The 14803-nt window shown below is 64.0% G+C and carries 16 protein-coding genes; 4 read left to right on the plus strand and 12 right to left on the minus strand.

Translation table 11 applies throughout. The features are described from left to right. Nucleotides 1-171: 171 nt before the first annotated feature. The 3 genes from B3M58_RS02040 to B3M58_RS02050 form a co-directional block, all read right to left on the minus strand. Complete coding sequence (locus tag B3M58_RS02040) at nucleotides 172-1125, minus strand: lysylphosphatidylglycerol synthase transmembrane domain-containing protein (protein WP_296216892.1); 954 nt, start codon at nucleotides 1123-1125, stop codon at nucleotides 172-174. A gap of 215 nt (nucleotides 1126-1340) precedes the next feature. Continuing rightward, the gene (locus tag B3M58_RS02045) at nucleotides 1341-1778 is read right to left on the minus strand and encodes a YqaA family protein (protein WP_296216893.1); all 438 of its coding nucleotides are present in this window, start codon (nucleotides 1776-1778) and stop codon (nucleotides 1341-1343) included. A 62-nt stretch (nucleotides 1779-1840) separates the two neighbouring features. After that, nucleotides 1841-2569: a VC0807 family protein gene (locus B3M58_RS02050; protein ID WP_296216894.1), complete on the minus strand. Its 729-nt coding sequence runs from the start codon at nucleotides 2567-2569 to the stop codon at nucleotides 1841-1843. A 259-nt stretch (nucleotides 2570-2828) separates the two neighbouring features. On the opposite strand from B3M58_RS02050, the gene B3M58_RS02055 reads away from it, so the two are divergent. The 4 genes from B3M58_RS02055 to B3M58_RS02070 all read left to right on the plus strand — a co-directional run bounded on the left by B3M58_RS02055 (nucleotide 2829) and on the right by B3M58_RS02070 (nucleotide 6152). Beyond that, a complete protein-coding gene (locus B3M58_RS02055) occupies nucleotides 2829-3776 on the plus strand; it encodes a substrate-binding domain-containing protein (RefSeq protein ID WP_296216895.1) in 948 nt (315 codons plus the stop codon). A gap of 93 nt (nucleotides 3777-3869) precedes the next feature. Then, nucleotides 3870-4613, plus strand: a complete 744-nt coding sequence (locus B3M58_RS02060; protein ID WP_296216896.1) for a substrate-binding periplasmic protein — start codon at nucleotides 3870-3872, stop codon at nucleotides 4611-4613. A 326-nt stretch (nucleotides 4614-4939) separates the two neighbouring features. Beyond that, nucleotides 4940-5803 carry an isocitrate lyase/PEP mutase family protein gene (locus B3M58_RS02065; RefSeq protein ID WP_296216991.1) on the plus strand — a complete coding sequence of 288 codons (864 nt, stop codon included), beginning with the start codon at nucleotides 4940-4942 and terminating at the stop codon, nucleotides 5801-5803. Between the two features lie 82 nt (nucleotides 5804-5885). After that, nucleotides 5886-6152 (plus strand): DksA/TraR family C4-type zinc finger protein, encoded by a 267-nt coding sequence (locus B3M58_RS02070; protein WP_296216897.1) that lies wholly within the window; start codon nucleotides 5886-5888, stop codon nucleotides 6150-6152. A 110-nt stretch (nucleotides 6153-6262) separates the two neighbouring features. Here the strand turns inward: B3M58_RS02070 and ureC are convergent, their stop codons facing one another. From ureC to urtB, 9 genes are all read right to left on the minus strand, one after another. Beyond that, nucleotides 6263-7963, minus strand: coding sequence for an urease subunit alpha (ureC, locus tag B3M58_RS02075; RefSeq protein WP_296216898.1), 1701 nt, complete (start codon nucleotides 7961-7963; stop codon nucleotides 6263-6265). Nucleotides 7964-8117: 154 nt separating this feature from the next. Next, on the minus strand, nucleotides 8118-8423 hold the full coding sequence (locus tag B3M58_RS02080; protein ID WP_296216899.1) for an urease subunit beta: 306 nt from the start codon (nucleotides 8421-8423) through the stop codon (nucleotides 8118-8120). Beyond that, nucleotides 8420-8932: a GNAT family N-acetyltransferase gene (locus tag B3M58_RS02085; RefSeq protein WP_296216900.1), complete on the minus strand. Its 513-nt coding sequence runs from the start codon at nucleotides 8930-8932 to the stop codon at nucleotides 8420-8422. The genes B3M58_RS02080 and B3M58_RS02085 overlap by 4 nt, the downstream gene beginning before the upstream one ends. Before the next feature lie 156 nt (nucleotides 8933-9088). After that, entirely contained in the window at nucleotides 9089-9391 is a 303-nt protein-coding gene (ureA, locus tag B3M58_RS02090) for an urease subunit gamma (RefSeq protein WP_275960583.1), read from the minus strand. Further along, entirely contained in the window at nucleotides 9391-10242 is an 852-nt protein-coding gene (locus B3M58_RS02095) for an urease accessory protein UreD (RefSeq protein WP_296216901.1), read from the minus strand. Before B3M58_RS02095 ends, ureA begins: the two co-directional genes overlap by 1 nt. Nucleotides 10243-10337: 95 nt before the next feature. Further along, the gene (gene urtE, locus B3M58_RS02100) at nucleotides 10338-11036 is read right to left on the minus strand and encodes an urea ABC transporter ATP-binding subunit UrtE (RefSeq protein ID WP_296216902.1); all 699 of its coding nucleotides are present in this window, start codon (nucleotides 11034-11036) and stop codon (nucleotides 10338-10340) included. A 110-nt stretch (nucleotides 11037-11146) separates the two neighbouring features. Beyond that, nucleotides 11147-11998, minus strand: coding sequence for an urea ABC transporter ATP-binding protein UrtD (urtD, locus tag B3M58_RS02105; RefSeq protein ID WP_296216903.1), 852 nt, complete (start codon nucleotides 11996-11998; stop codon nucleotides 11147-11149). Next, nucleotides 11995-13086 (minus strand): urea ABC transporter permease subunit UrtC, encoded by a 1092-nt coding sequence (gene urtC / locus B3M58_RS02110; RefSeq protein ID WP_296216904.1) that lies wholly within the window; start codon nucleotides 13084-13086, stop codon nucleotides 11995-11997. The genes urtD and urtC overlap by 4 nt, the downstream gene beginning before the upstream one ends. Further along, nucleotides 13086-14657: an urea ABC transporter permease subunit UrtB gene (urtB, locus tag B3M58_RS02115; RefSeq protein WP_296216905.1), complete on the minus strand. Its 1572-nt coding sequence runs from the start codon at nucleotides 14655-14657 to the stop codon at nucleotides 13086-13088. Before urtB ends, urtC begins: the two co-directional genes overlap by 1 nt. Nucleotides 14658-14803 lie beyond the last annotated feature (146 nt).

Consider the following 14803-nt stretch of genomic DNA (forward strand, 5'->3'; position numbering starts at 1 on the left):
GGCGTCTGAGACCCTGATACTGCGTCGCAGTGCCTTGCCTCAGAACCTCAGTTAACCCACTAGCCACACAGGCCACTGCGACGGCCCGGAGGGTGGCCGCCATGGATGGCATGGCCACAAAAACGGCCGCGCATTCTATGCGAGTGCGCCGCGCAATGCTGCCCCCGGTGGTCAGGGCAGCGGCGGGTTGTTGGCGGCGTCTCGGCGATCCTTCCACTGCGTCCACTCGAAGCCCAGCACGACCAGCAGCGACAGGGCGAATGGCAGCAGCAGGTAGAAACCGCGGAACACGATCAGCGCGGCCAGTACGTCTGAGGCAGGCAGCTCGGGCATGGCCGCGAGGAATGTCACCTCGAGCACGCCAAGGCCGCCCGGTGCATGGGACAGCAGGGCCAGGGAAAAGGACGCGAGGAATACCCCGAGCACGACCAGAAAGCCCGGGTTGTTTTCGGCCGGCAGGGCGAAGTAGATGATCGCCGCGGCGCACACCAGTTCCAGCGGGCTGGCCAGCAACTGGCGGGCGACGATGCCCAGGCGCGGGTATTCGATATGCAGCTTGCCGAGGTGCCAGGGTTTGAAGTGGCGCCAGGAGCCGAGCACATACAACCCGACCAACAGCAGCAGGAGCGCGCCGATGGCCACGGAAAACAGTGGCGTGACCTTGGCCACCCGATGGATCAGCTCCGGTTGCAAGATCAGCACGCAACCGCTGGCCAGCAGGGTGCCAAGCACGAAGGTGAAGGAGCAGAAGACGATCAGGATGCCGATTTCGTGGGGCGTCAGCCCCTTGGTGCGGTAGGCGCGGTAACGCACCAGTGCCCCGGAAAACATCGATGCGCCAATGTTGTGGGCCAGGGCGTAGGTGGTGAACGAGCACAGGGTGATGAAGCGCCAGGAAATCTTCTTGCCGAGGTGGGCGATGGCAATCCGGTCGTACCAGGCCAGGGCGCTGTACGCCCCCAGAGTCGCGCCCGCGGCCAGCAGCCAGTTCAGCTGTGGAATCGCCCGCAGGCTGTCGGCAATCTCCTCGAAGGAGATGTTGCGCACCTCGTGGTAGAGCAGGAAGCCAGACAGCAGAACGGCGCCAAGACCTATCAGCGTCCAGATGAGATCAGCCCTTTTCATCGGTGATGGAGTTCCTTCGACGTGCGGCTACAGTCGCGGGTTGGCTGGCTTTATGCCGCAGACCACGGGATTGAGTGGGCTCAATGAGGTGCTCACGCCTGGTTGCCGCAGCCGTCTGATACGGCCATTACGGGCGTTTTGCCAACGAACAGGTGACGCAGTATCCCGGAGGCGGGCCTGATCCTCAACCTTCCTCGTCGCCGCGCCGGCTGCGCTCAGCTCCAGCCCAGGGTCAGTGCGGCCAGCACGGCATAGCGCGCCGTCTTGGCCAGGCCGACGATCAGCAGGAAGCGCCAGAGCGACTCGCGCATCACCCCGGCGATCAGGGTCAGGGGGTCGCCAATGATCGGCAGCCAGCTGAGCAGCAGCGACCAGCGGCCATAGCGTGCATACCAGCCCTGTGCCTGTTCCAGCCGGCGCGCGCTGAGCGGAAACCAGCGGCGCTGGCGAAAGTGTTCGAGGTAGCGGCCGAGCAGCCAGTTGACCAGCGCGCCGAGCACGTTGCCGATGCTGGCCAGCGCCAGCAAGATCCACAGCGAATAGGCGTCGCTCAGCAGCAGCGCCACCAGCAATGCCTCGGATTGCAGCGGCAACACGGTCGCGGCGCCGAATGCCGAGAGGAACAAACCTAGGTAAGCGGACAGCGTTAGCACGTAGGATCAGGCCTTACCGGTACGTGGCGCATCAGCGGCCTGATGCGCCGTCAGGGCAGTAATCAGGACTGCCGTTCGTGCTCGGCATTGGCCATGATTTCTTCCAGCTTGAGGCCGGTCAGGCCGTGGATGGTGCGCCACAGGTAATAGAAGATCGCCATCAGCATGAGCATCGACGGGATGGCGATCATCGGATAGCTGAGCAGGGTCAGGCGACCCAGCTCGGCATTGAACGCCTCGCTGCCCGCCGGGCTGGTGACGATCCATTTGGCCAGCACGTAGTTCATTGCCGAGGAGAAGAAGAACGTGCCGCTCAGCCAGTATGTGGCTTTTAGCAGGCGCGCTTCGAAGCGCTCGGTGTTGCCGCCTTGCTCAAGGCGCGCATGGATCTTGTCGACATTGAGGACCGACTTGTTGAACAGCATGGTGCGGATCAGCGGGTAGCGGGTGCGGGTCGACACCAGCACCGCGATGCCGATCAGTCCGGGAATCGCCGCTTCCTTGATCGCCAGCCACTGGTTGTCCAGTTGCAGCAGGCCGATACCGCCGGTGAGCAGCACGCTGACCAGGCCGAGCAGGGCAATGAAATTGAATTTGCGGTACTTGATCAGTTCGAATGCACCCCAGCCGAGGGGGAAGGCCAGCGCCAAGATCAATGCGCCGTCGGCGCCGAGGTTGGCTTCGCCGCTGAGCTTCATCAGCACCACCGAGGGAATCAGGATGCTGATCAATAAATCCATCAGCGGGCGAGGCTTATGTGTGGCGGGGGAGTTTTGCGTGGTATCGGTCATGTCATTCAAAACGCAGGAAAGAACCGCGATGATCACCTGCCTGAGCGTCGGCGGCTAGCCCGACTGTCGGTTGGACTGTGACAAAGTTGTGCGGTCGTATTGTCGGCAAGCGTCTAGGACGCTGTAGTGAAGGCTATGTTGCGGCGGCTGGCGGGATTTTGGCTGTTTTCTCTGCTGGCTTTATCGGCGCTGCTAAAGAGCTGATGCTAAATTGATATTACTCAGCGTGTAGCGGTTATCTGACCGCAGGAGTCTGTTGATGCAACCCGTCACCGTTGTTCGCTGGCGCCGCCTGGTGTTTGCTGCGTTTGCCTTGTTGGCTGGCCCGTCGTGGGCCAAGGAGTGCATCGGTGTGGTGCCGGCCAGTGCCCATGCGTTTTGGACGCAGGTGGAAGCCGGTGCGTTACAGGCGGCCACTGAAACCGGGGTCGACATCTATTTTCGCGGGCCAAGCCGCGAGGGCAGTATCGACGCGCAGTTGCAGCTGATCGACAAGATTGTCGAACGAGGCTGCAAGGCGTTGATCATTGCCCCGAGCGGCATCGAGATCATCGCCAAGGTGCGCGAACTCAAGGCGCGCGGCATCCTCACCTTCTACATCGACCGTGATGTGGGCGGCGCCGATGTACAGGCGGTGATCGCCACCAACAATTACAAGGCCGGGCAGTTGGCGGGCCAACACCTGGGGCAGGTTATGGGCGGCAAGGGGCGGGTCGGGGTGATTCGCATGAGCCCGCCGGTAACCTCCACCAGCGAGCGTCAGCGCGGGTTTGCTCAGGCGGCGAAAGACGCGGGCCTGAGCATCGTGTTCGATCGGGCGCTCGGCGATGACCCTGAGCTGACCTTCGATGCCCTGCGCGATCAACTGCCGCACCTCGATGCCTTGTTTACCCCGAATGGTTCCACCACCCGTGAAACCCATGCGGCGTTGTTGCGCCTGAACGCGGCGGGGCAGTTGCGTCATATTGGCTTCGATGGTGGCCAATTGCTGGTGGATGCGCTCAAGGCCGGCCAGTTGGACGCGCTGATTCTCCAGCAGCCGTATGCCATGGGTTACCAGAGCGTGCGCCTGGCGCAGCGTGCCCTGCGCGATAAACGCACGGAGCCGCAACGCCGCCAGGTCGAGCTGGATGTGCTGCTGTTGACCCGCGAGAACCTCCACAAGCCTGAGGTTAAAGAGTTGCTGGCGTTGCCCAAACGTCCTTGAGATTGGGCCGGCCGCCCTGGCAGCCTAGCGAGCAGGCGCGGCGTAAGGCTTTCAACCATGGGGCTAGGCAGTGCAAAACAGGAGTGAAGCCTGATGGGTTGTATGCGACACCGGGTGCTGGGCATCCTGCTGCTGGGCTTGTTAGCCGGGCCGGCCGCGGCAGAGTTGCAGCTATTCACTGAAGAAGCGCCGCCGATGGGCTTCAGCCTGGACGGCGAGCCGCACGGCATGTCGGTGGAGATCGTCCAGGCATTGATCAAACGTACCGGGCATGCCGCGCAGATTCAGGTGTTGCCCTGGACGCGCGCCTATCACCTTGCCCAGCGCCAGGCCGATACGGCGATCTTCTCCACCGTGCGCACCCCGGAGCGCGAGGACAAGTTCCAGTGGGTTGGGCCGATCATGCTTGGCACCACCAGTTTCTACTCGCTGAAATCGCGCAACCTGCATATCGACAGCCTGGCCGATGCCGCCGCCAGCGGCCCATTGGCCCTGCCCAAGCAGTGGTACAGCTACGAAACCCTGGCTGGGCTGGGCTTCACCAATCTGTATGGCGTGCCCACGCCCAGGCACATGGTGACGATGCTCAAGCACGGCCGGGTCAAGCTGATCGCCACCGATGACGCGACCCTCGCCGACGTGCTCGCCACGGGCGAACTGACTCCGGATCAGGTGCAGGCCCATGTGCCGTTCATGCACACGGCCTACTACATTGCCTTCTCTCGGCAAACCGACCCAGCGGTGGTCGCCGCCTGGCAGCGTGAACTGGCGGGAATGCGCCAGGACGGCAGCTATGAGGCGATTTTCCGCCATTGGCTGCCCGCGGGACGTGACTGAGCCGCGCCTGACCGGCTTGCTGGTGGTCACCTCGTCGCGGCCATCAACCGCTACCCTGTCGAGTCCCCCCAGGCGCGATCGCTTTCGCGAGCAACTGGCGGTGAGCTTGCCGCGCCTGGTCTATGCCGCGCTGTTGCTCTGGATGGCCGCAGGCGGCGCCGAGTTGGCGGGAATATTGCTGCGCGCTCATTACCTGCCTGGCCTACGTGTCCGATTTACGTGTCGTTGCGTCCGTTCTTCGGTGTGCCAGCAGTGCGGGCGCAGCCGAGGCGGTAGACTGCTGTAGCCGATTCAACTGTCGTTTTGGAAAATGCCTTATGCCGATCATGCAACGTGCCTCTCACCATGAACTGCGCAGCGCCTTCCGTGCGCTGCTGTCCTCCGATGCCTGCTATCACACCGCTTCGGTATTCGATCCGATGTCGGCGCGGATTGCTGGCGACCTGGGTTTCGAAGTGGGCATCCTGGGTGGCTCGGTCGCGTCCTTGCAGGTTCTGGCCGCGCCGGACTTTGCCCTTATTACGCTGAGCGAGTTCGTCGAACAGGCCAGCCGCATTGGCCGGGTCAGCCGCTTGCCGGTGATCGCCGATGCCGACCACGGCTACGGCAACGCGCTCAACGTGATGCGCACGGTGGTTGAGCTGGAGCGCGCCGGGATCGCCGCGCTGACCATCGAGGACACCCTGTTGCCGGCGCAGTTCGGACGCAAATCCACGGACCTGATCAGCGTCGAGGAGGGCGTCGGCAAGATCCGCGCGGCGCTGGAGGCGCGGGTCGATCCAGACCTGGCGATCATCGCCCGTACCCATGCCGGCGTGCTGGCCGTGGACGAAGTGATCCGCCGCACCGTGGCCTATCAAGCCGCTGGTGCCGATGGCATCTGCATCGTCGGCATCGAAGACTTCGAGCACCTGGAAAAAATCGCCGAACACCTGAGCATCCCGTTGATGCTGGTCACCTACGGCAACCCCAAGCTGCGTGACAACGCGCGGCTGGCCAAGCTCGGCGTGCGCATCGTGGTCAACGGTCACGCAGCCTACTTCGCGGCGATCAAGGCCACCTACGACTGCCTGCGCGAACAGCGCGGCGTGGATGCCAGCGACCTCAGCGCCTCCGAATTGGCGCACAAATACACCTTGCCCGAGGAGTACATCGTTTGGGCCGAGGAGTTTATGGACGTCAAGGAATAGCCGCGCCGATGACCTGCACTTGTAAAGCCGTTCGCCGGCGCTCATATCTGTTGCAGATGGGCAAATTGGGCAGGAGGGCGTCATGGCCGGTGGCTGGACAAACGATGGGGCGGTGCAGGAACAGATCGACAGCAGCATCGAGGACGCCATCCAGCGTGCCCGCAGCCAGCTGCCGAGCGGCGAGAGCCTGAGCCACTGCGAGGAATGCGCGGCGGCCATTCCCGAGGCGCGGCGCAAGGCCATCGTCGGCGTGCGCCTGTGTGTGGCCTGCCAGACCGCACACGACCAGGAGCAGGCCCGGTTCAGCGGTTATAACCGCCGCGGTAGCAAGGACAGCCAGCTGCGTTGATGGTGCGCGTCGTCTTCGCCGCTGCGCGGCTCAAGCTAACCGACGACTACTCGGCAGGAGAAGTCGTCGGTTGTGGTTGAGCGCAGCGAAGCCCAACACCCGCCGGCTGCTCAGAACAGGAAATAACGCTGTGCCATCGGCAGCACCTCGGCCGGTTCGCACCAGAGCAACTGGCCGTCGGCCTTGACCTGATAGTTCTGCGGGTCGACGTCGATAGTCGGCAGGTAGTCGTTGTGGATCAGGTCGGTCTTCTGCACCTCGCGGCAGCCTTTGACCACGCCGATTTTTTTCTTCAAGCCAAGCTGTGCGGGCACCCCGGCGTCGAATGCCGCCTGGCTGATAAAGGTGATGCTGGTGGCATGCCGGCTGCCGGCGTAGCTGGCGAACATCGGTCGGTAGTGCACCGGCTGCGGCGTCGGGATTGAAGCATTGGCGTCGCCCATCAGGCTGGCGGCAATCGCGCCGCCCTTGAGGATCAGCGTCGGTTTGACCCCGAAAAACGCCGGCCGCCAGAGCACCAGGTCAGCCCATTTGCCCACTTCGATGGAGCCCACTTCATGGCTGATGCCGTGGGTGATCGCCGGGTTGATGGTGTATTTGGCGATATAGCGTTTGACCCGGAAGTTGCTGTTGCCTGCCCCGTCGCCTGGCAGCGGGCCGCGCTGCTTGTGCATCTTGTCGGCGGTCTGCCAGGTGCGGGTGATCACCTCGCCCACGCGGCCCATGGCCTGGCTGTCGGAGCTGATCATGCTGAACGCGCCGAGGTCATGCAGGATATCTTCGGCGGCGATGGTCTCGCGGCGAATGCGGCTTTCGGCGAAGGCCACGTCCTCGGCGATGCTCGGGTCGAGGTGGTGGCAGACCATCAGCATGTCCAGGTGTTCGTCGATGGTGTTCTTGGTGAACGGCCGGGTCGGGTTGGTCGAGCTGGGCAGCACGTTGGGGAAGCCGCAGGCCTTGATGATGTCCGGCGCATGGCCGCCGCCGGCACCCTCGGTGTGATAGGTGTGGATGGTGCGGCCCTTGAACGCACCCAGCGTGGTTTCGACAAAGCCGGACTCGTTGAGGGTGTCGGTATGGATCGCCACCTGCACATCGTACTGGTCGGCGACGCTCAGGCAATTGTCGATCGCCGCCGGGGTGGTGCCCCAGTCCTCGTGCAGCTTGAGGCCAATGGCTCCGGCCTTGACCTGCTCGATTAACGGCTCGGGCAGGCTGGCATTACCCTTGCCGGTAAAGCCCAGGTTCATCGGGAAGGCGTCGGCGGCCTGCAGCATGCGCGCCATATGCCAGGGCCCGGAGGTGCAGGTGGTGGCGTTGGTGCCGGTTGCAGGCCCGGTGCCGCCGCCGATCATGGTGGTGACGCCGCTCATCAGCGCCTCTTCGATCTGCTGCGGGCAGATAAAGTGGATATGGGTGTCGATACCACCCGCCGTGAGGATCATGCCCTCGCCGGCAATTACTTCGGTGCCTGCGCCGATGGCGATGGTCACATCGGGCTGGATATCCGGGTTGCCGGCCTTGCCGATGGCGGCGATACGGCCGTCCTTCAAGCCGACGTCGGCCTTGACGATGCCCCAGTGGTCGATGATCAGCGCATTGGTGATCAGCGTATCGACCACATCCTTGGCGCAGAGCTGGCCCTGCCCCATGCCGTCGCGGATCACCTTTCCGCCGCCGAACTTCACTTCCTCGCCGTAGGTGGTGAAGTCTTTCTCCACCTCGATCCACAGCTCGGTATCGGCCAGGCGCACCTTGTCGCCGACGGTGGGGCCGAACATATCGGCGTAGGCTTGGCGGGAGATTTTCATGGGTTCGCCTTCAGATTCAATTGGGTTTGCAACCGTTCGCTGCGCTCACTATCGCGGGCAAGCCCGCTCCTACAGAGAAATGCGATCACATGTAGGAGCGGCGATGCGGCGATCCGACTTGCCCGCGATACGGCCATAGCAGATGCCTCGAAATTTACAGATCGCCCATCACCCGCCCGGCAAAGCCGAATACGCGGCGGTGGCCGGCGAGATCGACCAGTTCGACCTCGCGGCTCTGCCCTGGCTCGAAGCGCACGGCGGTGCCGGCCGGGATATTCAGGCGCATGCCTCGCGTCGCGCTGCGCTCAAAGGTCAGCGCGTCGTTGGTTTCGAAGAAGTGGTAGTGCGAGCCGACCTGAATCGGCCGGTCGCCGCTATTGGCCACGGTCACGTGCAGGGTGCGGCGGCCGGCGTTGAGTTCGATCTCGCCGTCCTGGATCTGGTATTCGCCGGGGATCATGGCGCGCTCCTCTCGGGGCTAAGGGTCAGTTGCATAAAGGTCAGGTCGAGCCAGCGACCGAACTTGCGCCCTACCTGGGGCATTTGCCCGGTGGTGACGAAACCGAAGCGCTGGTGCAGGCCGATGGAGGCGAGGTTGCCGCTCTCGATGGCGGCGACCATCACATGCTTGCCGCCGGCCCTGCCGCGCTCGATCAGCGCGCCGAGCAGCAGCACGCCGAGGCCACGGCCGCGCTGGTCGGCGCGTACGTACAGGGAGTTCTCCACGGTGTTGCAGAAGCCATCGAAGGGCCGCCAGTCGCCGTAGGCGGCGTAGCCGAGCACGCTGTCGTCGGCGTCTACCGCCACCAGCACCGGGTAGCCCTGCTGGCGGCGCGCGGCCAGCCAGGCCTGGCGGTTGGCCAGGTCGACGGTGGCGTCCATCCAGATTGCTGTGGTGTTGAGTACCGCGTCGTTGAAGATCTCGCGGATGGCTTCCAGGTCGTCGTCGCGGGCATCGCGAATAATCATTCTTCAGAGTCTCCAGGAAGTCGTTCAAGGTCGTAGCGAGCGCAGCTCAGGCAAGGCGCAAGTCGGCGAGGATGCGGAGTTGACGCCTGTCAATGAGCAATCCGAGCCGGCTTGCAACGCAGCATGGGTAAGCGCAGTAGACATTGGACGATTTCCTCAGGCTATCGGTTGGTGGACGGTCACCAACTTGGTGCCGTCCGGGAAGGTGGCTTCGACCTGGATCTCCGGGATCATTTCCGCGATGCCTTCCATCACCTGATCGCGGCTCAGCAGGGTGGTGCCGAAATGCATCAGCTCGGCCACGGTCTGGCCGTCTCGCGCGCCTTCGAGCAGGGCGGCGCTGATATAGGCCATGGCTTCCGGGTAGTTGAGCTTTACCCCACGGGCCAGGCGCCGTTCGGCCACCAGGCCGGCGGTGAAGATCAGCAGCTTGTCTTTTTCTCTCGGGGTCAGGTCCATCAGGTACTCCAGATACGTGGGGGCACGGCGGCGCGGCCGAGCAGGGCCGGGCGCAGCAGGTGCCAGAGTTCGATCAGCCAGGCGCGGGCGTGCAGGGCCTCGCTGGCCAGGCAGCGGGCCACCAGCAGGCCGGGTAATTGAGTGAGGTCGCCGCGCACCGCCCCGGAGATGGGATGAGGCAGGTTGCGGCAGCGTTCGAGCAGTTCGCTGTGGATTTCGCCGCTGATCAGCAGAGTGGCGAAGACCGGTTTGCCGTCCAGGCCGATGGGCGAGTCGAGCAGGCCATCGCCGCCGACCACGCGCTGGCGTTCGTGCCAGAGCAGTTGGCCGTCGCGGCGGATATTCAGCTGCGCTTGAAAGTGCCCGGCGTCGAAACGTTCGCCACTGGCAGGGCGGCCGAGGGCGACGATGTCCCAGTAGAGCAGCCTGGCATCGCCGAGCAGCTCGATATCGGTGGTTAGCTCGGCCTGGGCGGCGGCATAGACGATGGTTTCCTGCGGCAGCCATTCCAGGGTGGCACCGGCTTCGACGCGCAGCTTGAGGCTCTGGTAGGCCGGGCCGGCGGCGCGGTACCACTTGGCGGCACCGGGGCTGGTCAGCTGCGCCCAGGCGTTGCTGCCGACCGTGGCCGAGATATCCAGACGATCACCGCCAGCGATGCCGCCCGGGGGATGGACGATGATGTGCTGACACACCTGTGGGCCTTCGCCGTACAGGTGCTTTTGCACCCGCAGCGGGCCCTTATGCCGACGCAGGGTCGGCCGCGTGCAGTCGCCATCGCGGCCATAGCCCAGCTCCAGCTCGGCGTGCCAGCTGGGGGTAAACAGGGCGGTGGGGGCAGGTGCGTTCATGGTTATCTTTGTCGGGGGATGGGGTCTTATTGTTCTGTAGGAGCGAGCTTGCTCACGAATCGTAATCGCGAGCAAGCTCGCTCCTACAGGTTGCTTCAAATCGCCACCAGTCCGCGCACGCCATCGGCCTGCATGGTTTCGCCACGGCCCTGCTGAACGATCTCGCCACGGCTCATCACCAGGTACTGATCGGCCAGCTCGGCGGCAAAATCATAGAACTGCTCGACCAGCAGGATGGCCATATCGCCGCGCTCGGCGAGCTTCTTGATCACCACTCCAATCTCCTTGATCACCGAAGGCTGAATGCCTTCGGTGGGTTCGTCGAGGATCAGCAGGCGCGGCTTGCTGGCCAGCGCGCGGCCGATGGCCAGCTGTTGTTGCTGGCCGCCGGAAAGGTCACCGCCACGGCGTTGCTTCATCTCGCGCAGTACCGGGAACAGCTCGTAGATAAACTCCGGCACCAGCTTGGCTTCGCTGCCGGGGAAGCGTGACAGGCCCATCAGCAGGTTTTCTTCCACGGTCAGGCGGCCGAAGATTTCCCGGCCCTGGGGCACGTAGGCGATGCCGGCGTGCACGCGCTGGTGCGGTTTGAAGGCGGTGATCGGCTGACCTTCCCACTGCACGGCGCCTTGCTTGGCCGGGATCAGGCCCATCAGGCATTTCAGCAAGGTGGTCTTGCCCACGCCGTTACGGCCGAGCAGGCAGGTGACCTCGCCGACCTTGGCCTCGAACGACAGACCACGGAGGATATGGCTGCCGCCGTAATACTGATGCAGTTGTTGGACTTGCAGCATGTCGATGTCCTTGTTTGTGCGTAGGGTGGATCGGGGCGCGTAGCTCGCGTTTTATCCATCCACCGTGCGATGTCATTAGTGGATGAAAACGGCGTCATCCACCCTACGTTCTAGCGACCGAGATAAACCTCAATCACCCGCTCATCGTTCTGCACCTGCTCCAGCGAGCCTTCGGCCAGCACGCTGCCCTGGTGCAACACGGTGACGTGGTCGGCGATTGAGCCGACAAAACCCATATCGTGCTCGACCACCATCAGCGAGTGCTTGCGTGCCAGGGACTTGAACAGCTCGGCGGTGAACTCGGTTTCGGCGTCGGTCATGCCCGCCACCGGCTCATCGAGCAGCAACAGTTGTGGGTCCTGCACCAGCAGCATGCCGATCTCCAGAAACTGCTTCTGCCCGTGGGACAACAGCCCGGCCGGGCGATTGCGCGAGGCGTCGAGCTTGATCGTCTGCAGCACGTCATCGATGCGGTCTTTCTGCTCGCCGCTGAGTGTGGCGCGCAGGCTGGCCCACACCGACTTGTTGGTTTTCTGCGCCAGCTCGAGGTTTTCGAACACGCTGAGTGCCTCGAACACCGTGGGTTTCTGGAACTTGCGGCCGATGCCGGACTGGGCGATCTCGACTTCACTCATCTGGGTCAGGTCGAGGGTTTCGCCGAAGTAGGCGACGCCGTTGTCCGGTCGGGTCTTGCCGGTGATCACGTCCATCATGGTGGTCTTGCCGGCCCCGTTGGGGCCGATGATGCAGCGCAGTTCACCGACGCCGATATACAGGGTCAGGTTGGTCAGCGCCTTGAAGCCATCGAAGCTGACGTTGATGTCTTCCAGGGTCAGGATGGTGCCGTGACGGACGTTCAGGCCCTTGGTCGCCGCGGTGCTGGTCCCGATGGGGTCGCGGCCGCTGCCCGCCGGATCGAAGGCCGGCTCGAGCATCAGTTCGGGAATCGGCAGGGTTTTCATTGTTCGCCCCTCTTGCGCAGCAGGCCGATCACGCCCTTCGGTAGGAACAGCGTCACGACGATAAACAGAAAGCCCAGGGCGAACAGCCAGTATTCGGGGAAGGCCACGGTAAACCAGCTCTTCATGCCATTCACCAGGCCGGCGCCGAGCAGCGGGCCGATCAGCGTGCCGCGCCCGCCGAGGGCGACCCACACGGCGGCCTCGATGGAGTTGGTCGGCGACATCTCGCTGGGGTTGATGATGCCCACCTGCGGCACATACAGCGCGCCGGCCAAACCGCAGAGCACCGCGCTGAGTACCCAGATAAACAGCTTGTAGCCGCGCGGGTCGTAGCCGCAGAACATCAGCCGGTTTTCCGCATCGCGCAGCGCCGTCAGCACCCGGCCGAACTTGCTGCGCGCCAGCGTCCAGCCCAGATACAGGCTGGCTACGAGCAAGACCACTGTGGCGAGAAACAGCACCGCGCGGGTGTGTGCCGCGGTGATATCGAAGCCCAGAATCGTTTTGAAGTTGGTAAAGCCGTTGTTGCCGCCAAAACCGGTTTCATTGCGAAAGAACAGCAGCATGCCGGCGAAGGTCAGGGCCTGGGTCATGATCGAGAAGTACACGCCCTTGATCCGCGAACGGAAGGCGAAGAAGCCGAACACCAGGGCCAGCAAGCCGGGGGCCAGCACCACCAGGCACAGCGCCCAGAGGAAGTTGCTGGTGCCGTACCAATACCAGGGCAGCTCGGTCCAGGCGAGGAAACTCATAAAGGCCGGCAGGCCGTCGCCGGCCGCTTCGCGCATCAGGTACATGCCCATGGCGTAGCCGCCGAGGGCGAAAAACAGGCCATGGCCAAGCGACAGCAGGCCGGCGTACCCCCAGACCAGATCGAGCGCCAGGGCGACGATGCAGTAGCAGAGGATCTTGCCGACCAGGGTCAGGGTATAAGCCGAGACATGCAGGGCGTTGTCCGCCGGCAGCAGGTGCAGCAACGGCATGGCCAGCAGCACGGCGAGTACCAGCAGGCCGATGGCGATGGATACCTGCGGGCCGAGCTTGGCGCTGGCGCGCGCCAATAGCGTTTGATTGAGTGGCATGGTCATCAGTCGATCACCCGTCCCTTGAGAGCGAAGAGGCCTTGCGGGCGTTTCTGAATAAACAGAATGATCAGCGCGAGGATAAGGATCTTGCCGAGCACGGCACCGATCTGCGGTTCGAGAATCTTGTTGGCGATGCCCAGACCAAAGGCCGCCATCACGCTACCGGCGAGTTGGCCGACGCCGCCGAGCACCACCACCAGAAACGAGTCGATGATATAGCTCTGGCCGAGGTCCGGGCCGACGTTGCCGATCTGGCTCAGGGCCACGCCGCCGAGGCCGGCGATACCGGAGCCGAGGCCAAAGGCGAGCATATCCACGCGACCGGTTGGCACGCCGCAGCAGGCGGCCATATTGCGGTTCTGGGTGACGGCACGGACGTTGAGTCCCAGGCGGGTCTTGTTCAGCAGTAGCCAGGTCAGCACCACCACAAACAGGGCGAAGCCGATGATCACGATGCGGTTGTACGGCAGCACCAGGTTGGGCAGCACCTGGATGCCGCCGGACAACCAGTAGGGGTTGGCCACCTCGACGTTCTGCGCGCCGAAGATCACCCGCACCAGCTGGATTAGGATCAGGCTGATGCCCCAGGTCGCCAGCAGGGTTTCCAGCGGGCGACCGTAGAGGTGACGAATCACTGTGCGCTCCAGGGCCATGCCGATAGCCGCGGTGACGAAGAACGCCACCGGCAGTGCCACCAGTGGGTAGAGCGCCAGGGCTTCCGGGGCGAAGCGCTGGAACAGCACCTGCACCATATAGGTGGAGTAGGCGCCGAGCATCAGCATCTCGCCGTGGGCCATGTTGATCACGCCGAGTAGGCCGAAGGTGATGGCCAGGCCCAGCGCCGCCAGCAGCAGAATCGAGCCCAGTGACAGGCCGCTAAAGGCCTGGCCGAGCAGTTCGCCGATCAGCAGTTTGCGTTTGACCTGGGCCAGGCTGGTTTCCGCGGCGGTGCGTACCGTGGCGTCGCTTTCCACGGCCGGGTCGAGCAGCGCTTCCAGGCGGGTACGCGCCAGCGGGTCGCCGGTCTCACCGAGCAGGCGTACAGCGGCCAGGCGTACGGCCGGGTCAGTGTCGACCAGTTGCAGGTTGGCCAGGGCCAGGGTCAGGGCATCGCGCACGCCCTCATCGGTTTCGCTGGCGACCTGGGCATTCAGTAATTGCAGCTGCGCCGGCTTGGCGCTCTTCTGCAATTGCTGGGCGGCGGCCAGGCGCAGTGCCGGGTCTTCAGCCAGCAGCTGGTGGCTGGCCATGGCGGTACCGATCAAGCCGCGCAGGCGGTTATTCAGGCGCAGTTTGCGCGGTGGTTCACTGGGCGCAGCGGCGCCTTCGGCGGGCTGGTAAGTGCCATTGACTTCGATAAAGGCGGTTTTGCTGCTATCGGCGGCGACGCGGCCTTGTTGCAGGGCTTCGAGCAGCGGCAGACGCGCGCTATCGGGGGCGGCGGACCAGCGTTCCAGCAGGCTTGCCTGCTTGGCCGGGTTGGCGGCGACAAAGTCCTGGGCGTCACCGGCGTGCGCGGCCAGGGGCAGCAGCAACAGCAGGCTGAGCAGAATTCGGGTAAGGGCAGTGGGCATGGGGCAGTCCTTTGGGAGTGCCGCCCGCAGCGCTGGCGCTGCGGATGGCAAGCCTTGGCCCGGATGCGATCCGGGCAGGGCGTTCCCGGATAACATCCGGGCTACGAAGTGCGCTTTTGTAGGGAGGACATGCCGAAGGCTTGTCC

This window comes from Pseudomonas sp. UBA2684 (assembly GCA_002354655.1).
In the GTDB taxonomy this organism is placed as follows: Bacteria; Pseudomonadota; Gammaproteobacteria; order Pseudomonadales; family Pseudomonadaceae; genus Aquipseudomonas.

Bases quoted from the DNA above. Each gene is read 5' to 3' on its own strand.
- ureA (WP_275960583.1), bottom strand. From the start codon at position 9,391: ATGGACCTGACCCCGAGAGAAAAAGACAAGCTGCTGATCTTCACCGCC.
- B3M58_RS02040 (WP_296216892.1), bottom strand. From the start codon at position 1,125: ATGAAAAGGGCTGATCTCATCTGGACGCTGATAGGTCTTGGCGCCGTT.
- B3M58_RS02070 (WP_296216897.1), top strand. From the start codon at position 5,886: ATGGCCGGTGGCTGGACAAACGATGGGGCGGTGCAGGAACAGATCGAC.
- urtB (WP_296216905.1), bottom strand. From the start codon at position 14,657: ATGCCCACTGCCCTTACCCGAATTCTGCTCAGCCTGCTGTTGCTGCTG.
- B3M58_RS02050 (WP_296216894.1), bottom strand. From the start codon at position 2,569: ATGACCGATACCACGCAAAACTCCCCCGCCACACATAAGCCTCGCCCG.
- urtC (WP_296216904.1), bottom strand. From the start codon at position 13,086: ATGACCATGCCACTCAATCAAACGCTATTGGCGCGCGCCAGCGCCAAG.
- B3M58_RS02085 (WP_296216900.1), bottom strand. From the start codon at position 8,932: ATGATTATTCGCGATGCCCGCGACGACGACCTGGAAGCCATCCGCGAG.
- B3M58_RS02095 (WP_296216901.1), bottom strand. From the start codon at position 10,242: ATGAACGCACCTGCCCCCACCGCCCTGTTTACCCCCAGCTGGCACGCC.
- urtD (WP_296216903.1), bottom strand. From the start codon at position 11,998: ATGAAAACCCTGCCGATTCCCGAACTGATGCTCGAGCCGGCCTTCGAT.
- ureC (WP_296216898.1), bottom strand. From the start codon at position 7,963: ATGAAAATCTCCCGCCAAGCCTACGCCGATATGTTCGGCCCCACCGTC.
- urtE (WP_296216902.1), bottom strand. From the start codon at position 11,036: ATGCTGCAAGTCCAACAACTGCATCAGTATTACGGCGGCAGCCATATC.
- B3M58_RS02065 (WP_296216991.1), top strand. From the start codon at position 4,940: ATGCAACGTGCCTCTCACCATGAACTGCGCAGCGCCTTCCGTGCGCTG.
- B3M58_RS02060 (WP_296216896.1), top strand. From the start codon at position 3,870: ATGGGTTGTATGCGACACCGGGTGCTGGGCATCCTGCTGCTGGGCTTG.
- B3M58_RS02055 (WP_296216895.1), top strand. From the start codon at position 2,829: ATGCAACCCGTCACCGTTGTTCGCTGGCGCCGCCTGGTGTTTGCTGCG.
- B3M58_RS02080 (WP_296216899.1), bottom strand. From the start codon at position 8,423: ATGATCCCCGGCGAATACCAGATCCAGGACGGCGAGATCGAACTCAAC.